The 18,897-nt window shown below is 76.6% G+C and carries 18 protein-coding genes and 1 tRNA gene; 15 read left to right on the top strand and 4 right to left on the bottom strand.

Translation table 11 applies throughout. From position 1 onward, the window contains the following. Nucleotides 1-9 precede the first annotated feature (9 nt). From ACI78R_RS16985 to ACI78R_RS16965, 5 genes are all read left to right on the top strand, one after another. Nucleotides 10-2,268: a sodium-translocating pyrophosphatase gene (locus tag ACI78R_RS16985; RefSeq protein WP_457041567.1), complete on the top strand. Its 2,259-nt coding sequence runs from the start codon at nucleotides 10-12 to the stop codon at nucleotides 2,266-2,268. 164 nt (nucleotides 2,269-2,432) lie between these two features. Then, complete coding sequence (locus tag ACI78R_RS16980; protein ID WP_073418325.1) at nucleotides 2,433-2,753, top strand: hypothetical protein; 321 nt, start codon at nucleotides 2,433-2,435, stop codon at nucleotides 2,751-2,753. Next, nucleotides 2,750-4,321: an alpha/beta hydrolase gene (locus tag ACI78R_RS16975; RefSeq protein WP_457041566.1), complete on the top strand. Its 1,572-nt coding sequence runs from the start codon at nucleotides 2,750-2,752 to the stop codon at nucleotides 4,319-4,321. Before ACI78R_RS16980 ends, ACI78R_RS16975 begins: the two co-directional genes overlap by 4 nt. Nucleotides 4,322-4,509: 188 nt before the next feature. Continuing rightward, entirely contained in the window at nucleotides 4,510-7,401 is a 2,892-nt protein-coding gene (gene topA, locus ACI78R_RS16970) for a type I DNA topoisomerase (protein ID WP_457041565.1), read from the top strand. A gap of 7 nt (nucleotides 7,402-7,408) precedes the next feature. After that, a complete protein-coding gene (locus ACI78R_RS16965) occupies nucleotides 7,409-8,170 on the top strand; it encodes a class I SAM-dependent methyltransferase (protein ID WP_457041564.1) in 762 nt (253 codons plus the stop codon). On the opposite strand, the gene ACI78R_RS16960 is transcribed toward ACI78R_RS16965, so the two are convergent. Genes ACI78R_RS16960 through ACI78R_RS16950 form a run of 3 tightly spaced genes read right to left on the bottom strand, consistent with a single transcriptional unit; the run spans nucleotide 8,157 to nucleotide 9,738 of the window. Continuing rightward, entirely contained in the window at nucleotides 8,157-8,471 is a 315-nt protein-coding gene (locus tag ACI78R_RS16960; RefSeq protein WP_336030187.1) for a winged helix-turn-helix domain-containing protein, read from the bottom strand. The two genes, ACI78R_RS16965 and ACI78R_RS16960, sit on opposite strands and share 14 nt — an antisense overlap. Continuing rightward, nucleotides 8,468-8,899: a hypothetical protein gene (locus tag ACI78R_RS16955; protein WP_073418333.1), complete on the bottom strand. Its 432-nt coding sequence runs from the start codon at nucleotides 8,897-8,899 to the stop codon at nucleotides 8,468-8,470. Before ACI78R_RS16955 ends, ACI78R_RS16960 begins: the two co-directional genes overlap by 4 nt. Before the next feature lie 53 nt (nucleotides 8,900-8,952). Next, nucleotides 8,953-9,738 carry a trans-aconitate 2-methyltransferase gene (locus ACI78R_RS16950; RefSeq protein ID WP_457041563.1) on the bottom strand — a complete coding sequence of 262 codons (786 nt, stop codon included), beginning with the start codon at nucleotides 9,736-9,738 and terminating at the stop codon, nucleotides 8,953-8,955. 118 nt (nucleotides 9,739-9,856) lie between these two features. Between ACI78R_RS16950 and tmk the strand changes: the two genes are divergently transcribed. The 6 genes from tmk to ACI78R_RS16920 all read left to right on the top strand — a co-directional run bounded on the left by tmk (nucleotide 9,857) and on the right by ACI78R_RS16920 (nucleotide 13,974). Further along, nucleotides 9,857-10,495 carry a dTMP kinase gene (gene tmk / locus ACI78R_RS16945; protein WP_457041562.1) on the top strand — a complete coding sequence of 213 codons (639 nt, stop codon included), beginning with the start codon at nucleotides 9,857-9,859 and terminating at the stop codon, nucleotides 10,493-10,495. Then, nucleotides 10,492-11,652, top strand: a complete 1,161-nt coding sequence (locus ACI78R_RS16940; protein ID WP_073418337.1) for a DNA polymerase III subunit delta' — start codon at nucleotides 10,492-10,494, stop codon at nucleotides 11,650-11,652. The genes tmk and ACI78R_RS16940 overlap by 4 nt, the downstream gene beginning before the upstream one ends. Before the next feature lie 56 nt (nucleotides 11,653-11,708). Then, nucleotides 11,709-11,784: transfer RNA gene (locus ACI78R_RS16935), tRNA-Thr, on the top strand. A gap of 110 nt (nucleotides 11,785-11,894) precedes the next feature. Beyond that, nucleotides 11,895-12,476, top strand: a complete 582-nt coding sequence (locus ACI78R_RS16930; protein ID WP_457041561.1) for a dihydrofolate reductase family protein — start codon at nucleotides 11,895-11,897, stop codon at nucleotides 12,474-12,476. Nucleotides 12,477-12,551: 75 nt separating this feature from the next. Further along, the gene (locus tag ACI78R_RS16925; protein WP_457041560.1) at nucleotides 12,552-13,199 is read left to right on the top strand and encodes a flagellar brake protein; all 648 of its coding nucleotides are present in this window, start codon (nucleotides 12,552-12,554) and stop codon (nucleotides 13,197-13,199) included. 31 nt (nucleotides 13,200-13,230) lie between these two features. Next, nucleotides 13,231-13,974 carry an SAM-dependent methyltransferase gene (locus ACI78R_RS16920; protein WP_457041559.1) on the top strand — a complete coding sequence of 248 codons (744 nt, stop codon included), beginning with the start codon at nucleotides 13,231-13,233 and terminating at the stop codon, nucleotides 13,972-13,974. 142 nt (nucleotides 13,975-14,116) lie between these two features. Here the strand turns inward: ACI78R_RS16920 and ACI78R_RS16915 are convergent, their stop codons facing one another. Then, nucleotides 14,117-14,608, bottom strand: coding sequence for an inorganic diphosphatase (locus ACI78R_RS16915; protein ID WP_073418345.1), 492 nt, complete (start codon nucleotides 14,606-14,608; stop codon nucleotides 14,117-14,119). 69 nt (nucleotides 14,609-14,677) lie between these two features. Between ACI78R_RS16915 and dacB the strand changes: the two genes are divergently transcribed. From dacB to hpt, 4 genes are read left to right on the top strand one after another with little or no spacing between them, the layout of a single operon-like run. Next, nucleotides 14,678-16,102 carry a D-alanyl-D-alanine carboxypeptidase/D-alanyl-D-alanine endopeptidase gene (gene dacB / locus ACI78R_RS16910; RefSeq protein ID WP_457041558.1) on the top strand — a complete coding sequence of 475 codons (1,425 nt, stop codon included), beginning with the start codon at nucleotides 14,678-14,680 and terminating at the stop codon, nucleotides 16,100-16,102. A gap of 39 nt (nucleotides 16,103-16,141) precedes the next feature. Beyond that, nucleotides 16,142-17,224 carry a zinc-dependent metalloprotease gene (locus tag ACI78R_RS16905; protein WP_457041557.1) on the top strand — a complete coding sequence of 361 codons (1,083 nt, stop codon included), beginning with the start codon at nucleotides 16,142-16,144 and terminating at the stop codon, nucleotides 17,222-17,224. Nucleotides 17,225-17,234: 10 nt separating this feature from the next. Continuing rightward, the gene (gene tilS / locus ACI78R_RS16900; RefSeq protein ID WP_457041556.1) at nucleotides 17,235-18,245 is read left to right on the top strand and encodes a tRNA lysidine(34) synthetase TilS; all 1,011 of its coding nucleotides are present in this window, start codon (nucleotides 17,235-17,237) and stop codon (nucleotides 18,243-18,245) included. Further along, on the top strand, nucleotides 18,242-18,832 hold the full coding sequence (gene hpt, locus ACI78R_RS16895) for a hypoxanthine phosphoribosyltransferase (protein WP_457041555.1): 591 nt from the start codon (nucleotides 18,242-18,244) through the stop codon (nucleotides 18,830-18,832). The genes tilS and hpt overlap by 4 nt, the downstream gene beginning before the upstream one ends. Nucleotides 18,833-18,897: the final 65 nt, after the last annotated feature.

The following is an 18,897-nucleotide window of genomic DNA, read 5'->3' as shown; positions in this document are numbered from 1 at the left end:
GAGGTACCGATGCCGGACAGTCATCTCTCCGGCGGGGACGTCGTCCTCGTGACGGCAGCCCTCGTCGTCTCGCTCGCCGCACTGCTCTTCGCCGCGTCCCTGGTCCGCGCCGTCATGGCCGCCGACCAGGGCACGGCGCGCATGCGCGACATCGCGCGGGCGGTGCAGGAAGGAGCCGGCGCCTACCTGCGGCGCCAGTTCAGGACCCTCGGCGTCTTCGCCGTCATCGTCTTCCTGCTGCTGCTCGTGCTGCCGGTCGCCGAGGGCGGCTGGGGCACCCGGATCGGCCGGGCGGTGTTCTTCCTCGTCGGCGCGCTGTTCTCCGCGGCGGTCGGCTTCATCGGCATGACGCTGGCCACCCGCGGGAACGTCCGCGTCGCCGCGGCCGCGCGCACCGGCGGATACCGGCCCGCCTTCCGCATCGCGTACCGCACCGGCGGCGTCTGCGGGATGATCACCGTGGGTCTGGGCCTGTTCGGCGCCTCCCTGGCGCTGCTGCTCTTCGACGACACCGCGCCGGTGGTCCTCGAGGGCTTCGGCTTCGGCGGCGCGCTGCTGGCGATGTTCATGCGCGTCGGCGGCGGCATCTTCACCAAGGCCGCCGACGTCGGCGCCGACCTCGTCGGCAAGGTCGAGGCCGGCATCCCCGAGGACGACCCGCGCAACGCCGCCACGATCGCCGACAACGTGGGCGACAACGTCGGCGACTGCGCCGGCATGGCCGCCGACCTCTTCGAGTCCTACGCCGTCACCTTGGTGGCCGCGCTGATCCTCGGCCAGGTCTTCTTCGGCGCGGTGGGCATGGTGTTCCCCCTGGTCGTCGCCGCGATCGGCGTGCTCGCGTCCGTCGTCGGCATCCTCGCCAGCAACCCCGGCAGGTCCGACAGCAGCGGTCTGGCCCCCATCAACCGCGGCTTCTTCACCTCCGCGGTGGTCTCGCTCGTGCTCGTCGCCGTCGCCGCCTTCACCGTGCTGCCCAGCGTCGCCGACATCCCCGACTCGGTGGTCAACCCGCAGGTCCTCGGCTTCGTCGCCGTCCTCGTCGGCATCGTGCTGGCCGCGGCGATCCAGCTGCTCACCGGCTACTTCACCGAGACCAGCCGCAAGCCGGTCCGCGACGTCGGCCGCAGCTCGCTCACCGGCCCGGCGACCGTGGTGCTCTCGGGCATCTCGCTCGGCCTGGAGTCGGCCGTCTACGCCGCCCTGCTCATCGGCGGCGCGGTCTACGGCGCCTTCCTCGTCGGCGGCGGCGCGGCCCTCTACGCCGTCGCGCTCGCCGGCTGCGGCCTGCTCACCACCGCCGGGGTCATCGTCTCCATGGACACCTTCGGCCCGGTCAGCGACAACGCCCAGGGCATCGCCGAGATGTCGCAGGACATCGACGACGACGGTGCCCGCGTGCTGACCGACCTCGACGCCGTCGGCAACACCACCAAGGCCATCACCAAGGGCATCGCCATCGCCACCGCGGTGCTCGCCGCGACAGCCCTGTTCGGCTCCTACAACCAGCAGGTCCTCGTGGCCCTGGAGGACGTCGACCTCGGGGAGGCGTTCAGCCTCGTCGAGCCGGACAACGTCGTCGGCGCGGTGATCGGCGCCGCCGTCGTCTTCCTCTTCTCCGGGCTGGCGATCAACGCCGTCTCCCGGGCGGCCGGGCGCGTGGTCTTCGAGGTGCGCGAGCAGTTCCGCACCCGGCCCGGGATCATGGACTTCTCCGAGCGGCCCGACTACTCCGCCGTCGTCGACATCTGCACCAAGGACTCGCTGCGCGAGCTCGCCACCCCCGGCCTGCTCGCCGTCCTCTCGCCGGTCGCCGTCGGGTTCGGGCTGGGCTTCGGCCCGCTGGCGGCCTACCTCGTGGGCGCGATCGCGACGGGCACCCTCATGGCCGTCTTCCTCGCCAACTCCGGCGGCGCGTGGGACAACGCCAAGAAGATGGTCGAGGACGGCGCGTTCGGCGGGAAGGGCAGCGAGGCGCACGCGGCCACGGTCATCGGCGACACCGTGGGCGACCCGTTCAAGGACACCGCCGGCCCGGCCATCAACCCGCTGATCAAGGTGATGAACCTGGTGGCGCTGCTCATTGCGCCCGCCGTGGTCGGCCTGCAGGTGGGCGAGGACGCCAACACCACCGTGCGGCTGCTCATCGCGGGAGCCGCGACGCTCGTCGTCGTCGCCGCGGTCGTGGTGTCCAAGCGGCGCTCGGTCGTGGTCGGCGGCGCCAGCGAGCAGCCCACCGGGACGAACCTCACCACCACCGTCCCCTGAGCGCACGCCGCGAGCCTCCGCCCGGTCCGGGCCGGGCGGGGGCCCGCGGCGTCGCTGTGGACGGCGGCGGCCCTGTGGATCCGGATCCGGGGCGCGCCGGCACCCCGCCCTAGCGTCCGCCACGCCGGTCCCGACCGAGGCCGGCGCCGACGCCGGGAGGGGCCGTGTCCGCACCCATCGCCATACAGCTGGACGCCGTCCAGGAACTCGCCGAGGAGCTGGCGCTGCTCGCCTCCGAGCTCTCCTCGGAGGTCGGCCTGTGCACGTCGACCGCCGCTTCGCTGGACGTCGCCGCACCCGGGGAGGTGTCCGAGAGCGCCGGTGCCACGGGCAGGGCGTGGGCGGGTCTCGTCGACCGGCTCGCCACCGGGACCGGCGCGGTCGCGGGGACGTTGCTCGCCGCGGTGCGCTCCTACCGGCTGGCCGACGCCGCTCTCTCCGACCGGGTGCTCGCCGCCCGGGCCGGGCGGGACGGAGGGGCGTGAGCGCGCCGGGTCTCGCGGCCGTCGCCGCGTGGGACACCGCGCTCCTCGCCGGTGCCGTCTACACGCTCGAGGCGGTCGCCGAGCGGCTCCCCTCCTGGCGCGCCCGCACCGACCGGGTCGCGCGGTCGCTGACCGGCGCCGAGTGCTGGTCCGGCGCGGCCGCCTCCGTCGCCGGGCTGGCGCTGGGCGAGGTGTCGACGGTGGTTACCGCCGTGACCGGGGCGCTGGACGCCTCGCTCGGCCGGCTGCGGGACACCGCCCGGGAGGCCCGCACCGCCCAGGAGCTCGCCGAGCGGGCACTCGCTGCGGCCGCCGCCTCGGGGATGGCCCTCGACGCGTCCGGGGCGGTGGTCGTGCCGGCGTCCGCCCCGCCGCCCGCCGGCGCGACGCCCGAGCAGCTGGAGGACCACTACGCCGGGCTCGCGGAGCGCGCGGCCACCGCCGAGTGGCTGGCGGGCCTCGCCGCCGAGGCCATGGCCGCGGCCGCCCGCGCCGCCGCTGCCGCCGCGGCCTCGGCCGATCCGCTGGTCCCGATCGGCGGGACCGGTCCCGGCCCCGCGGACTTCGCCGGACTCGCGGCGACGGTGGGTGCCACCGGCGCCTCCGCGTCCCCGCCGGTGCTCCCGCGGCGCGGCGCGGCGGCGGACGAGGTCGCCTCCTGGTGGGCCGGCCTCTCCGGTCCGCAGCAGGACGCGCTGCTGGACTCCGACCCGGCTGCCCTGGGTGCCCTCGACGGCCTCCCGGCGTGGGCACGTGACCGCGCCAACCGGGTCGTGCTGGACCGCGTCCTGGCCGAGGGGTCGTGGCAGCAGCAGGCGAGCGCGCGGGCCATCGCCGCGGAGATCGCCGCCGAGGAGGCCGACGGGCAGGCCGTGCAGCTGTGGGTCTACGACCCGGCGCTCGACCGCGCCGCCCTCGCCTACGGGGACCTCGACGCCGCGGAGGACGTCGGGGTGCTGGTCCCCGGGGTGAACACCACCGTCCACGGCGACCTGCGCGAGCTCGGGGACGACGCGCAGGCGGTCGCCGCGGCCGCCGCCGCCGCCGCGCCCGCCGCCACGGTCGCGACCGTCGCGTGGCTCGGTTACAACCCGCCGGTCGGAGCCGGTCTCGGGCGCGCCCTCACGCGCGCGGCGGCGACCGAGGGCGGTGCCGCGCTCGCCGGGGACCTCGCCGGGCTCGCGGCGTCGCGGGCGGCGACCGGCGTCGGGCGGGCGGCCGACCCGCGGGTCACCGTCCTGGCGCACAGCTACGGCACGGTGGTCCTCGACGAGGCGGGGGACCTGCCCGGCCGGCTGGACGCCGACGCCGTCGTGCTGCTGGGCGGCCCCGGCATCGAGGAGGAGCACGCCTCCGCGCTGGAGGCCGACGAGGTGTACACGGCGTGGTCGCTGTGGGACCCGATCTCCTGGTCCGGGTGGTTCGGGCGCAATGCCTGGTTCGAGCAGTTCGGGGCCACCCCGCTGCCCACCGACCCGGACACCCTGCACTGGGAGTACCACGACGCCGACCGGCCGACGCTCGCCGCCATGGGCGAGGTGGTGGCGGGGGTGCGGGAGACGGGCTGACCGGCCCGGGGGAGCCCGGGAACAGTCGCGCGGCGCCGCCGTTGGACCGGGTGGCGGCGCGCCCACCCGGGGTCGCCAGCCGGTCGCGTTCCGTCGGCGTGGCCTACCGTGGCCCGCCGAGGGGGCGTGGCGGGTGCCGACCACCCCGCGCCGCGCCGCCACGACCGAGCACCACCGACAGGAGCACCGTGCCCACGAAGACCGCGAAGAACGGCGAGAGCGCCGGCCGCACCGCCGGTGGCACCAGCACCCCCGCCCGCCGCCGGACCGCCGCCACCGGGGGCGGGCGTCCGCTGGTCATCGTGGAGTCGCCGACCAAGGCCGGGAAGATCGCCGGCTACCTCGGCAACGGCTACGTCGTCGAGGCCAGCGTCGGCCACATCCGCGACCTGCCGCGCAACGCCGCCGACGTCCCGGCCGAGCACAAGGGCGCCCCGTGGGCCCGGCTCGGCGTCGACGTCGACAACTCCTTCGAGCCGCTTTACGTCGTGAGCCCCGACCGCAAGCAGCAGGTCACCCGGCTCAAGCAGCTGGTCAAGGACGCCAGCGAGGTCTTCCTCGCGACGGACGAGGACCGCGAGGGCGAGGCCATCGCCTGGCACCTGGTCGACACGCTCAAGCCGCGAGTGCCCGTGCGCCGCATGGTCTTCCACGAGATCACCCCCGAGGCGATCGCCCGCGCCGTCGCCAACCCGCGCGAGCTTGACACCGCCCTGGTCGACGCGCAGGAGACCCGCCGCATCCTCGACCGGCTCTACGGCTACGAGGTCAGCCCCGTGCTGTGGAAGAAGGTCCTGCCGAAGCTGTCGGCCGGCCGCGTGCAGTCGGTGGCCACCCGCATCGTCGTCGAGCGGGAGCGGGAGCGGATGGCGTTCACCGCCGCCGACTACTGGTCCCTCGACGGCGTCTTCGCCGTCCCCGGCAAGGCCGGCGCCGACGCGGGGGAGCCCACCACCCTCCGCGCCCGCCTGGTCAGCGTCGACGACAGCCGCGTCGCCACCGGCCGCGACTTCGACCCCGCCACCGGGCGGGTCACCGGCGACGTCGTGCACCTCGACGAGGCGGGCGCCCGCGGCCTGGCCGCCCGGCTCGAGGGCCGCCAGGTCACCGTCAGCCGCGTCGACGAGAAGCCCTACCGGCGCCGTCCCTACGCGCCGTTCACCACCTCGACGCTGCAGATGGAGGCCGGCCGCAAGCTCGGCTGGTCGTCGGCGCAGGTCATGCGGGTGGCGCAGCGGCTGTACGAGAACGGCCACATCACCTACATGCGGACCGACTCGACGAACCTGTCGAACGAGGCGATCAACGCCGCCCGTACCCAGGCCCGCGAGCTCTACGGCGACGCCTACGTGCCGGCCGAGGCCCGGCGCTACAGCAAGAAGGCCAAGGGCGCGCAGGAGGCCCACGAGGCGATCCGCCCCGCCGGCGACTCCTTCCGCACCCCCGGACAGCTCGCCGCGCAGCTCGCCCGCGACGAGTTCCGCCTCTACGAGCTGATCTGGCAGCGCACGGTCGCCTCGCAGATGGCCGACGCCGTGGGCCAGACCGTGAGCATCCGGCTCGCCGGCGCCAGCACCACCGACGAGCGCGTCGAGTTCACCGCGTCGGGGCGCACCATCACCTTCCCCGGCTTCCTGCGCGCCTACGTCGAGTCCCGGGACGAGGGCAGCGCCACCGGCGACGACGACCACGGCAGCGACGACGCCGAGCGCCGGCTGCCCCGGGTGGAGCGCGGCCAGCGGCTCGACACCCGCGAGCTCGAGCCCAAGGGCCACACCACCAGCCCGCCGTCGCGCTACACCGAGCCGAGCCTCGTCGCCCGGCTCGAGGAGCTCGGCATCGGCCGCCCGTCGACCTACGCGTCGATCATGCAGACGATCCAGGACCGCGGGTACGTGTGGAAGAAGGGCTCCGCGCTGGTGCCCTCGTTCGTCGCGTTCGCCGTCGTCAACCTGCTCGAGCAGCACTTCGCGGCGCTCGTCGACTACGACTTCACCGCGTCGCTGGAGAACGAGCTCGACGAGATCGCCAGCGGGTCGCTGGGCCGGGTCGACTGGCTGACCGAGTTCTACTTCGGCGGCGAGGGCCGGCACGCCGGCGGCATCGCGGCCTCCGGTGGGCTCAAGACCGTCATCGGCCAGCAGCTGGAGGAGATCGACGCCCGCGGGGTCAACTCGATCCCGCTGCGCGCCACCGGGCCCAACGGCGAGCCGGTCGTCGTCCGGGTCGGCCGCTACGGTCCCTACCTGCAGGCCGGCGGCGAGGAGGGCGGCCGGGTCAGCCTCCCCGAGGACCTCGCGCCCGACGAGCTGACCAGCGAGAAGGTCGCGGAGCTCCTCGCCGCCCCCTCGGGCGACCGCGAGCTCGGCACCGACCCGGACTCCGGGCAGCCGGTGGTGGTGAAGGCCGGCCGCTACGGCCCCTACGTCACCACCGTCGTCCCCGAGGGCAGCAAGGACGCCCCGCGGACGGCGAGCCTGTTCTCCTCGATGTCGCCGGAGACGGTCACCCTCGAGCAGGCGCTGCAGCTGCTGACCCTCCCGCGCACCGTGGGCACCGCCCCCGACGGCGAGGAGATCCAGGCGCTCAACGGCCGCTACGGGCCCTACATCAAGAAGGGCACCGACTCGCGCTCGCTGGAGAACGAGCAGCGGCTGTTCACCGTCACCCTCGACGAGGCGCTGGCGATCTTCGCCCAGCCCAAGCAGCGCGGGCGCCGGGCCGCGGCCGCCCCGCTCAAGGAGCTCGGGGCCGACCCGGTGACGCAGGGCCAGATCACCGTCCGCGAGGGCCGCTTCGGCCCCTACGTCACCGACGGCGAGACGAACGCCAGCCTCCGCAAGGGCGACGACGTCGAGACCATCTCCCTCGACCGCGCCGCCGAGCTGCTCGCCGACCGCCGCAGCCGCCCGGCCGCCACCAAGAAGAAGGCGGCCAAGAAGGCCACGGGGGCGACGGCGGCCAAGAAGACGACGGCGGCGAAGAAGACCACCGCCAAGAAGACGACCGCCACGAAGACGACCGCCACGAAGTCGACCGCGAAGAAGGCCGCCGCGTCCGACGCGGTGCCCGCCAGCTGACCCGGCCGTGACCGGCTCGATCGACCCCGCCGCCTGGCAGCACCGGCGGACGTCGTTCGGGTCGGTCGCGGCGCAGTACGCGGCGCTGCGCCCGGGCTACCCGGCCGACGCCGTCGCCTTCCTGCTCGGCGACCGGCCGCGGCGGGTGCTCGACCTCGGCGCCGGCACCGGCCTGCTCACCGACGCCCTCGTCGCCGCCGGGCACGAGGTGGTCGCCGTCGACCCGTCGCCGGAGATGCTGGGCGAGCTGCGCGCCCGGCACCCCGGCGTCCCCGCGCACGTCGGCGGCGCGGAGGCCGTGCCGCTGCCCGCCGCGGACGTCGACGCCGTCGTCGCGGGCCAGGCCGCGCACTGGTTCGACCCGCGGCCGGCCGCCGCGGAGCTGCGCCGCGTGCTGCGGCCCGGCGGCGTCGTCGGGTTCGTGTGGAACACCCGCGACGAGTCCGTCCCGTGGGTCGCCGCGCTCGGCGCCGCGCTGGCCGCGGAGGCGCGCGGCCACGAGGCCGACCAGGGCGTGGTGGACGCCTTCGCCGCCGCCCTGCCCGCCGACGTCGCGACCGCCCGGTCGTCCCTCGTGCAGCGGGTGACGCCCGAGCAGGTGGTCGCGGGCATCGGCACCCGCAGCTACGCGGCCACCATGACCGCCGCGGCGCGCGAGGAGTTCCTCGGCGGCATCCGGCGGCTGCTGGCCGCCCATCCCGACACGGCCGGCCGCGACGTCCTCGACCTGCCGTACCGCACCGACGCCTACCGGCTCACCCCGCGCTGACCGGACCGTCGGCGATCGCCCGCAGCGCCGCCACGTGCGCCCGGAAGGCGTCCCGCCCGGCGGCGGACAGGCGCAGCCAGGTGCGCGGCCGCTTGCCCACGTAGCCCTTGCGGACCTCGACGTAGCCGGCCCGCTCCAGCGTGGCCACCGTCTTCGACAGCACCGAGTCGCTGACCTGCACCCCGTCGCGGACGAAGCCGAACTCCGCCTCCTCCGCCGCGGCCAGCGTCGCCATGACCGAGAACCGGACGGGCGCGTGGATGACCTCGTCGAGCGCGTGCCGGGGGTGCGCCTCGGTCACCGCGGCCGCTCCCGCCACGCGCCGGCCAGGCACGGCGCGGCGACGGCGAGGGCCAGCGGCGCCCACCACGCCCAGTCGTGCGCGAGCCCCGGCACCGTCGTGCCGACCGCGAGCCCGACGGCGAGCACCGCGCCCCAGGCGCCCATGGCCGTCCCGAAGCGCTGTGAGAACCCGGCGCGCACCGAGCCGCGACCGGCCACCAGCGCCGCGGCCGCGCCCAGCACCGCCAGCGCGTAGACCACCGCCGTCGCGCCCACCGCACGCTCGCCGTCGGCCACCGGCTGGGCGAGGAAGAAGCCCGCGCTGGCGCAGCCGAGGGTCACCAGGAACGTCGACGCGGCGGGGCTGGACTCCCGCCGGACGCGGGCCCCGGCGGCGTCGGCCTCGGCCAGCAGCGCGGCGGCGGACTCGGGGGTGGGGACGGTCACGGGTGCCTCCTCGGTCGGGGTGCGCGACAGAGTGGCAACTACTTTCCACCCGGTCAAGTAGTTGCGGCGCCGACCAGGAAGACGCGGCGGAAGGGCAGCACGGTCGTGCCGTCCGCGCGGGCCGGGTAGGCCGCGCGCAGCGCCGCCGCGTACTCCGCCGTCAGGTCGGCGGCCGCCTCGTCGTCGAGCCGGGCGAGCACCGGCAGCAGCACCGTGCCGCGCACCCACGACAGCACCGGGTCGGGCCCGCGCAGCACGTGCAGGTACGTCGTCTCCCAGACGTCGGCCGCCAGGCCCGCGCCGGTGAGCACGTCGAGGTAGCCGGCCGGGTCGAGCACCGGGTCCGCCGGGGGAGCGGCCGCCGCGAGCCGGGAGGACCACGACGGCGAGGTGCACAGGTCGGCGAGCAGCCGGTGGGTCGGCGCCCGGTGGTTGCCCGGCACCTGCACGGCCAGCCGGCCGCCCGGCGCCAGCCAGCCGGCCCAGCGCCCCAGCAGCGCCGCGTGCCCGGGCACCCACTGCAGCACCGCGTTGGACACCACGACGTCGACCGGCCCGCCCGGGCGCCAGTCCCGCACGTCGCCCCGCTCGAACGCCACCCGCCCGTCGACGGCGTGCGCGGCGGCCGCGGCCAGCATCTCCGGCGAGGCGTCCACGCCGGTCACCCGCGCCCCCGGCCAGCGCGCGGCCAGCGACGCGGTCAGGGTGCCCTCGCCGCAGCCGAGGTCGACCACGGCCCGCGGGTCGGTGGCGTCCACCCGGGCCAGCAGGTCGGCGAACGGCCGGGCCCGCTCCCCGGCGTGCCGCAGGTAGGTGGCGGGGTCCCAGCGCGCGTCCACGACCCGCACCGTAGGGCCGCCGCCGGCCCGGGGACGTCGGCCCCGGCCGGTACCGTGGACCGGCCGCCCACCCGCCCCTCGCACCTCCCGGGAGCTCCCGATCGACGCCTCGCCGCGCGTGCCCGGCCGCGGGCTGTTCGTCGCCTTCGAGGGCGGGGAGGGCACCGGCAAGTCCACCCAGGCCCGGCTGCTGTTCGACTGGCTCGGCCTGCACGAGGTCCCCGCCCGGCTCACCTCCGAGCCCGGCGGCACCCCGCCCGGCGCCCGCATCCGCGCGCTGCTGCTCGACCCGGCCACCGGCGCGCTCGCCCCGCGCGCCGAGGCGCTGCTCTACGCCGCCGACCGCGCCCACCACGTGGCCACCGTGGTGCTGCCCGCACTCGACGCGGGCGAGGTCGTGCTCACCGACCGCTACGTCGACAGCTCGCTGGCCTACCAGGGGGCCGGCCGCGCGCTGGAGCTCGAGGAGGTCCGCCGGCTGTCGTCCTGGGCCACCGGCGGCCTGGTGCCCGACCTCACCGTGCTGCTCGACCTGCCGCCCGAGGCCGGCCTCGCCCGCGCGCTCGGCCGCGCCGCCGCCGACCGCCTCGAGAGCGAGTCGATCGACTTCCACGAGCGGGTGCGCGCCACCTTCCGCGCGCTCGCGGGCGCCGAGCCACACCGCTACCTCGTCCTCGACGCGGGCGGCCCCGCCGAGGAGATCGCCGCCGCGGTCCGCGAGCGGGTCGCCGCGCTGCTCCCGGGGCGGGTCGCGTGAGCGTCTGGTCGGAGGTCATCGGCCAGCCGGCCGTCGTCGCCGAGCTGCAGGCCGCCGTCGCCCAGCCCACCGCCATGACCCACGCCTGGCTGTTCACCGGCCCGCCGGGGTCGGGCCGGTCGGTCGCCGCCCGCGCGTTCGCCGCGGCGCTGCAGTGCCCCGACGGCGGCGACGGCACCTGCCACGCCTGCCGCACCGTGCTGGCCGGCACCCACGCCGACGTGCAGACCGTCGTGCCCGAGGGCCTGTCGATCGGCGTCACCGAGGCCCGCGAGCTCGTGCGCGTCGCCGGCCGCGCGCCGTCGCAGGGGCGCTGGCAGGTCGTCGTCGTCGAGGACGCCGACCGGATGACCGAGCAGGCCGCCAACGCCGTCCTCAAGATGATCGAGGAGCCGCCGCCGCGCACGGTCTTCCTGCTCTGCGCGCCGAGCCTGCACCCCGAGGACGTGCCGGTCACCATCCGCTCGCGGTGCCGGGTGGTCGGGCTGCGGACGCCGCCGGTCGACGCCGTCGCCGACGTGCTGGTCCGCCGCGACGGGGTCGACCCGGCGCTGGCCGCCTGGTCGGCGGGCGCCTCCGGCGGCCACGTCGGCCGGGCCCGGCACCTCGCGCGCGACGAGACCGCGCGGCTGGCCCGCAAGGCCGTGCTCGACATCCCGCTGTCGCTGGTCTCGCTGGCCGCCTGCCTCAACGCCGCCGACGACCTGGTCGGCGCCGCGAAGGAGGAGTCCGACCGCACCACCGCCGCCCTCGACGGCGCCGAGACCGAGGCGGTCAAGGCCAGCATCGGCGTCGGCGCGCGCGGGCCGGGCGTCGCCGCCGCCAGCCGCGGCGCCGGCGTGCTCAAGGACCTGGAGAAGCGGCAGAAGAGCCGGGCCACCCGCATCGGCCGCGACTCCCTCGACCGCGCGCTGGTCGACCTCGCCGGCCTCTACCGCGACGCGCTCGTCCTCGACGCCGCGGCCGGCGAGGTGCTGCCGCTCAACCACCCCGACCGCCGGGCCGACGCCGAGGAGCTGGCCCGCCGGATCGGCGCGGAGGGGGCGCTGCGCCGCATCGACGCCGTCCTCGCCTGCCGCACCGCGCTCGAGCAGAACGTCAAGCCGCAGGTCGCCGTCGAGGCGCTCACCGTGGCGCTGCGACTCCCCGCGGCCTGACCCCGGGCCCGCACCGGCCGGGGGAGGCCGTGACGTAGGCTGTCCCCCGCACGCCCGCCGCCTTAGCTCAGTCGGTAGAGCATCTCACTCGTAATGAGAAGGTCGTCGGTTCGATTCCGACAGGCGGCTCCACCCCGCGGCCCCGTCCTCCCCGAGGACGGGGCCGCGGCCGTTCCCGCGATGAGTCCCGCCCCCGCCGCCGGTCTGCCCCTCGACACGACCGCCGGACCCGGGAGGGCACCGTGACCGCCACCTACACCTTCGACGTCTTCACCAGCCTCGACGGCTTCGGCTCCTACGGCGAGGACGGCGACTGGGGCGGCTACTGGGGCAAGGAGGGGCCGGAGTTCCTCGACCACCGCCTCGCCCAGTACCGCGCCGACCAGCGGCTGGTCCTGGGCGCCACCACCTGGCGGGAGTTCCACCGGTTCCTCGCGGCCGACGGCGCCGCCGGCACGCTCGACCCGCTGAACGCCCGCATGCGGGACATGCCGACGACGGTCGTGTCGACGACGCTGCAGGCCCCGCTCGACTGGCCCGACGCCACCCTCGAGCACGGGGACGCCGTCGACGTCGTCGCGCGGCTCAAGGCGGAGTCTCCGGTGCCGCTGCGCTCCCACGGCAGCCTGGCGATGAACCGCGCGCTCATGGCCGCCGGGCTGGTCGACCTCGTCCAGGTGACCGTCTTCCCCGTGATCACCGGCCGCACCGCCACCGACCCGGTGTTCGCCGGCGCCGCCGACTTCGACCTCGACCTGGTCTCCAGCACCACCTTCGACGGCCGCGTCCAGGAGCTCGTCTACCGCCCCGCGCTGCACGGATGAGCGCCGTCGACTCCAGTTCCCGCCCGACCTGCCGATCCAGTCCCCGGAGGACCCCGTCGCAGCAGGAGGGACGACATGGCCACGCCCGGAGTCGACTACCCCGAGGACCGGTCGGTGCTCGACGTCAAGGCGGTCAGCCGCGACGACGTGCTGACCAGTTTCGTCGAGGAGGCCACCGGCGGGGAGCTGGTGATCAGCGTCGGCGAGGACGCCTCCCGGCGCCGCGTCCGGCTCGAGCCCGGCGAGGTACTCGAGCTTGTCTGGCGCGGACCCGAGGAGCTGCGGTCGGTGCCGGCCGTGCTGCTCGACGTGCGGGGCGGCGACGCGCCGACCTGGCGGGTCCGCATCGCCGGCCCGGCCTCGCGCGGCCAGCGCCGCTCCGCGGTGCGGGTGCCGATCACCCTGGACGTGACGGTCCACGCCGGCGGGGAGCACCGCACCGGCACCACCGTCGACCTCAGCGAGGGCGGCATCCACTGCCTGCTCGACGGCGAGCCCGACCGCAGCGGCGCGCTCGAGGTCGGCTCGGTGGTGCACGTGTCGCTCGACCTCGACGGTCGCGCGCTGGCGACCAAGGCCGAGGTCATCCGGCGGCACCCGCGCGAGGACAAGCGCCCCGAGCTCTCGCTGCGCTTCATCGGCCTCAAGGAGAGGGACGAGGACGACGTCCGCCGCCGGGTGTTCGCCCAGATGCGGGACCTCCGCTCGCGCGGCCTGATCTAGCGGCCGCCTGCGGGTGCGCCAGACTGCGTCCGTGGACCGAGCCCGGCTCAGCGCGATCGCCCACCGCTGGCACCCCGTCGCCGCCCCCGTCTCCGACGACGCCCTCGCCTGGCTGGTGGAGCGGGCGGCGCCGACCGGCCGCGGCACCGCCCTCGACCTCGGCTGCGGCTCCGGCGCCTGGCTGCTGGCGATGCTGGCCGCCCGGCCCGGCCTGTCCGGCGTCGGCGTGGACACCTCCGGCCCCGCCCTCGACGCCGCCCGCGACCGCGCGGCGCTCGCCGGGATGGTGGGCCGCGCCGTCTTCGTGCAGGCCGACGCCGCCGGCTGGCGGGGCGAGCCGGCCGACGTCGTGCTGTGCATCGGCGCCGCGCACGCCTTCGGCGGGACGGCCGGCGCCCTCGAGGCGGCCCGCCGGCACCTGCGGCCCGGCGGGCGGGTGCTGTTCGGCGACGGCTTCTGGGAGTCCGGTCCGAGCGAGCGGGCGCTGGCCGGCCTCGGCGCCGAGCCCGGCGAGCTGCCCGACCTGCCGGGCCTGCTGGCGGAGGTCGGCCGCTGCGGGTTCGAGCCCGGCTACGCGCACCTGAGCACGACCGCCGAGTGGGACGAGTACGAGTGGTCCTGGACCGGGGCGCTCACCGAGTGGGCGCTCACCGAGGCCGTCGCCGGCGAGCGCGAGGAGGCGCTCGACGCCGCGCGCACCCACCGGCGGCAGTGGCTGGAGGGCTACCGCCGCGAGCTGGGCTTCCTCACCGCGGTGCTGCACGACGTCTCCTGAGACGACGTCGCCTGAGCGGACACCGCCCGGGACGACACCGCCCGGGACGACGACGGCGGCGCACCCCCGTCGGGGTGCGCCGCCGTCCGTCGTCCGTCGTGCGCTCGCAGGTCCGGCCAGGCCGGGGGGAGGGGAGTGCGGCTCAGTGGCCGCCGGCCTCCTGGGCCCGCTTGATCGAGGCCTCGATCTCGGCCTCGGCCTCGGCGCGGCCGACCCACTCGGCCCCCTCGACCGACTTGCCCGGCTCGAGGTCCTTGTAGGTCTCGAAGAAGTGCTGGATCTCCAGGCGGTCGAACTCCGACACGTCGGTGATGTCCTGGAGGTGGGCCATCCGCGGGTCGGTGGCCGGGACGGTGAGGACCTTGTCGTCGCCACCGGCCTCGTCGGTCATCCGGAACATCCCGATCGCCCGGCAGGTGATCAGGCACCCGGGGAAGGTGGGCTCCTCCAGGAGCACCAGGGCGTCGAGCGGATCGCCGTCCTGCCCCAGGGTGTTCTCGATGTACCCGTAGTCGGCCGGGTACCGGGTGGAGGTGAACAGCATCCGGTCGAGCCGGATGCGCCCGGTGGCGTGGTCCAGCTCGTACTTGTTCCGCTGGCCCTTGGGGATCTCTACCGTCACGTCGAACTGCACGGCAGATAGTGTGGACCACTGCTGTCAGGCCCACCGGCGCAGGTCCGCCCGGGAGGGCCTTCCCGGGGGGTGGGCACCATCGAGCCGAGCTCGTCGACGACCGTCACGCCGAGCTACCGGCGGCTGCGCAGACGCCTGCTGACGGTCCTGGTCGCGCTGGTCGTGGTGGCCGCGCTCGCCGTCGGAGCCGTGCTCTGGCTGGGCCGCGACGGCGGCCCGGCCGCCGCCGACCCGTCGCTGCCGGCCGCCGAGCTGCCCGAGCTCGGCGAGCCCGCGCCCGTGCTCGCGTCGCTGGCCTCCGACGCGCCGGTGCCCGACCCGGCCGCGCTCGCCGACGCGCTCGCGCCGCTGCTGGCCACCCCCGCGCTCGCCGACGGCGTGTCGGCCGAGGTGGTCGACGTCGCCAGCGGCGACGTGCTCCTCGACGACGGCGCGGGCGACCCCGTGACGCCGGCCTCGACCGCCAAGCTGCTCACCGCCGTCGCCGCGCTCACCACGCTCGACCCCGAGGCCACCCTCGAGACCACCGTCGTCGCCGGCGCGGCGCCCGACGAGGTGGTGCTCGTCGGCGGCGGCGACCCCACGCTGTCGACCACCACGCCCTCGCTGACCTACCCGGGAGCGGCCACCGTCGCCGACCTCGCCGCGCAGGTGCGCGCCGCCCTGCCGCCCGGCACCGCGGTCGGCCGGGTGGTCGTGGACAACTCGCTGTTCGAGGGGCCGCTCACCGCCGAGGGCTGGGGCCCGGAGGACGCGCCGTCGAGCTACGCGTCCCCGGTCACCGCCACCGCCGTCGACGGCGCCCGCGTGACCCCGGGGGAGAACGCGCGCAGCGGCGCTCCCGGAACCGACGCCGGCCGCGCGCTGGCCGAGGCGCTCGGCGTCCCCGGCGCCACCGTGGAGCTGGGCGAGGCCCCCGAGGGCGCGCGGGAGCTGGGCTCGGTCCGCTCCGCGCCGGTCGCCCGGCTGGTCGAGCAGGCGCTGTCGCTGTCGGACAACCTGCTGGCGGAGTCCCTCGCCCGCCAGGTGGCCCTGGCCCGCGACCTGCCGGCCAGCTTCGAGGGGTCGGCCGAGGCGGTCACCGCCGCCCTCTCCGACGCCGGGTTCGACGTCGCCGACCTCGACCTGCGCGACGGCAGCGGCCTGTCCCGGCTGGACCTGGTCACCCCCGACCTGCTCACCGACGTCGTCGCCGGTGCCGCCGACGGCTCCCTCGAGGGCGCCTCGGCGATCGTGTCCGGCCTGGCCGTCGCCGGCTACGACGGCACGCTCGCCGACCGGGGCGACGACGACCCGGCGACCGCCCCCGGCGCGGTGCGCGGCAAGACCGGCACGCTGCTCGGCGTGCACGGGCTGGCCGGCACCGTGGTCACCGCCGACGGCCGGCTGCTGGCCTACGCGCTGGTGGCCAACGGCACCGTCGGCGGCGGCGGACCGGAGGAGGCCGCCCTCGACGGGATGGCCGCCGCCCTCGCCGCCTGCGGCTGCCGCTGAGCCCCGGGTACCCGCAGGTCCCGCGGGTACGGTGAGGCGATGACGAGCAGCGCACTGGTCGACTGGGAGCTCGCCGGTCGCACGGCCCGCCGGCTGTCCGGGCAGGGGCCCGAGACCACCCGCGAGGAGGCCGCCGCCGTCGTCCGGGAGCTGCACGAGGCCGCCGCGGCCGCCGTCGCGCACGTCGAGGGCCTCACCGGCCTGCACCCGGTCGCGGGCGGGCCGGTGCCCGAGGTCGCCGTCGTCGACCGGCCCGGCTGGATCGACGCCAACACCGCCGGCATGGCCGCGCTCATGGACCCGCTGGTCACCGCGCTCGCCGAGCGGCAGGACAGCCGCCCCGGCCCGCTGGCCACCGCGATCGGCTCGCGCGCCACCGGCGTGCAGGCCGGCGGCCTGCTCGCCTTCCTGTCCTCGCGGGTGCTCGGCCAGTACGAGATCTTCGGCACCGGCGGCCGGCTGCTGCTGGTGGCGCCCAACATCGTCGACGCCGAGCGCCGGCTGGGCGTCGACCCGAGCGACTTCCGCCTGTGGGTGTGCCTGCACGAGGTCACCCACCAGCTGCAGTTCACCGCCTTCCCGTGGCTCGCCGACCACCTCGAGGCCCAGATCGCCGAGTTCGTCGACGCCACCGACCTCAGCCCCGACGCGCTGCGCGACCGGCTGTCGGACCTGGTGCGCGGCCTGGCCGACGCCGTCCGCGGCGGGGACGACGACGAGGCCGGCCAGGGCCTGATGGCGCTGGTCCGCGACCCGGAGCAGCGTGCCGTCCTCGACCGGGTCACCGCGGTGATGAGCCTGGTCGAGGGGCACGCGGAGTTCGTCATGGACGGCGTCGGCCCCGACGTCGTGCCGTCGGTGCGCACGCTGCGCAAGCGCTTCGCCCAGCGCCGCAAGGGCCGCGGCCCGTTCGACCGCGTGCTGCGCCGCCTGCTCGGCCTCGAGCAGAAGATGAAGCAGTACGCCGACGGGCGGCACTTCGTCGGCGGCGTCGTCGACCTCGTCGGCATGGACGGGTTCAACCGGGTGTGGAGCGGCCCGGAGACCCTGCCGCTGGTCGAGGAGCTCACCGACCCCGCCCGCTGGGTCGAGCGGGTGCACGGCCGCCCGGCCGTCGCCTGAGCCGGCGCGGGTGAGCGGCCCGCCACCGGCGGTCGCGCACGTCCGCAGCGCCGTCCGGCCGGGCCTGCGCGCCTCCGCGCAGCCGGTGCTGGTGGCCGTCAGCGGGGGAGCGGACTCCCTCGCGCTGGCCGCGGCGGTCGCCTTCGAGGCCCCGCGGGCCGGGGTGCCCGCCGGCGCGGTCACCGTCGACCACCGGCTGCAGCCGGGGTCGGCCGACCGCGCCGCCGCGACGGCGGACCTGCTGCGCGGGCTGGGCCTGGACCCGGTGCGCGTCGTCGCCGTCGACGTCGGCACCGGCGGCGGCCCGGAGGGCGCGGCGCGCTCGGCGCGGTACGCGGCGCTCACCCGGGAGGCCGCGGCGTCCGGCGCGCGGGTCGCGCTCGGCCACACCCTCGACGACCAGGCCGAGACGGTGCTGCTCGGCCTCGGCCGGGGCTCGGGCCCCCGCTCGGTGGCCGGGATGGTCGCCGAGCGCCCGCCGTTCTGGCGCCCCCTGCTCGGCGTCCGCCGGGCGACGACGCGGGCGGCCTGCGCGGCGCAGGGCCTGCCGGTGTGGGACGACCCGTGGAACACCGACCCGGCCTACCGCCGCGCCCGGCTGCGGGCCGAGGTGCTGCCGCTGCTGGAGGACGTGCTCGGCGGCGGCGTCGCCCCCGCGCTGGCCCGCACCGCGGACCTGCTGCGCGAGGACCTCGACGCCCTCGACGACCTCGCCGCCGCCTCCCTCGCGCGCGTGTCCGGCGACGGCGGGCTGCCGGCCGCCGACCTCGCCGACCTGCCCGCCGCGCTGCGCCGCCGGGTGCTGCGCGGCTGGCTGCGGGAGGCCGGCGTCCCCGACCTGCAGGCGGTCCACCTGGGCGCCGTCGACGCGCTGGTCTCGGCATGGCACGGGCAGGGGGCGGTGGCCCTGCCGGGCGGTGCGGAGGCGCTCCGGGCGTCTGGCAGGCTGGTGCTGCGGCCCGCCGGCTCCCCGGGCGGGAGGGCCGGGACCACCCCCGACCCGGAGGAGCACGCCCCGTGAGCGAGACCGCGTCGACCCCTGCCGCCGTGCTGGGGCCCGACCACGGCTACGGCCCCGACATCGACCACGTCCTCCTCTCCGAGGAGCAGATCCAGGCCAAGATCACCGAGCTGGCCGAGCAGGTCGCGCGGGACTACGAGGGCCGGGAGGTCCTGCTGGTCGGCGTCCTCAAGGGCGCGGTGCTGTTCATGAGCGACTTCGCCCGGGCGCTGCGGCTGCCCACGCAGATGGAGTTCATGGCCGTCTCCTCCTACGGCAGCTCGACCAGCTCCTCGGGCGTCGTCCGGATCCTCAAGGACCTCGACCGCGACATCAGCGACCGGCACGTGCTGGTCCTCGAGGACATCATCGACTCGGGGCTGACCCTGTCCTGGCTGCTCAAGAACCTCGGCGGCCGCCGGCCCGCCTCGCTCGAGGTCTGCGCGCTGCTGCGCAAGCCCGACGCGATCAAGGTCGAGGTGCCGGTGCGCTACGTCGGCTTCGACATCCCCAACGAGTTCGTCGTCGGCTACGGCCTCGACTACGCCGAGCGCTACCGCGACCTGCCCTACATCGGCACGCTGAAGCCCGAGGTCTACGAGACGTAGGGCCCTCCGGGCGGGCCCCTCCGGACGGGGTCCTCCGGAGGGGGGACGGGGGTCCTCCGCCCAGC

Source organism: Geodermatophilus sp. SYSU D01106, from assembly GCF_054049995.1.
This window is presented reverse-complemented; position numbering and strand designations above follow the sequence as displayed.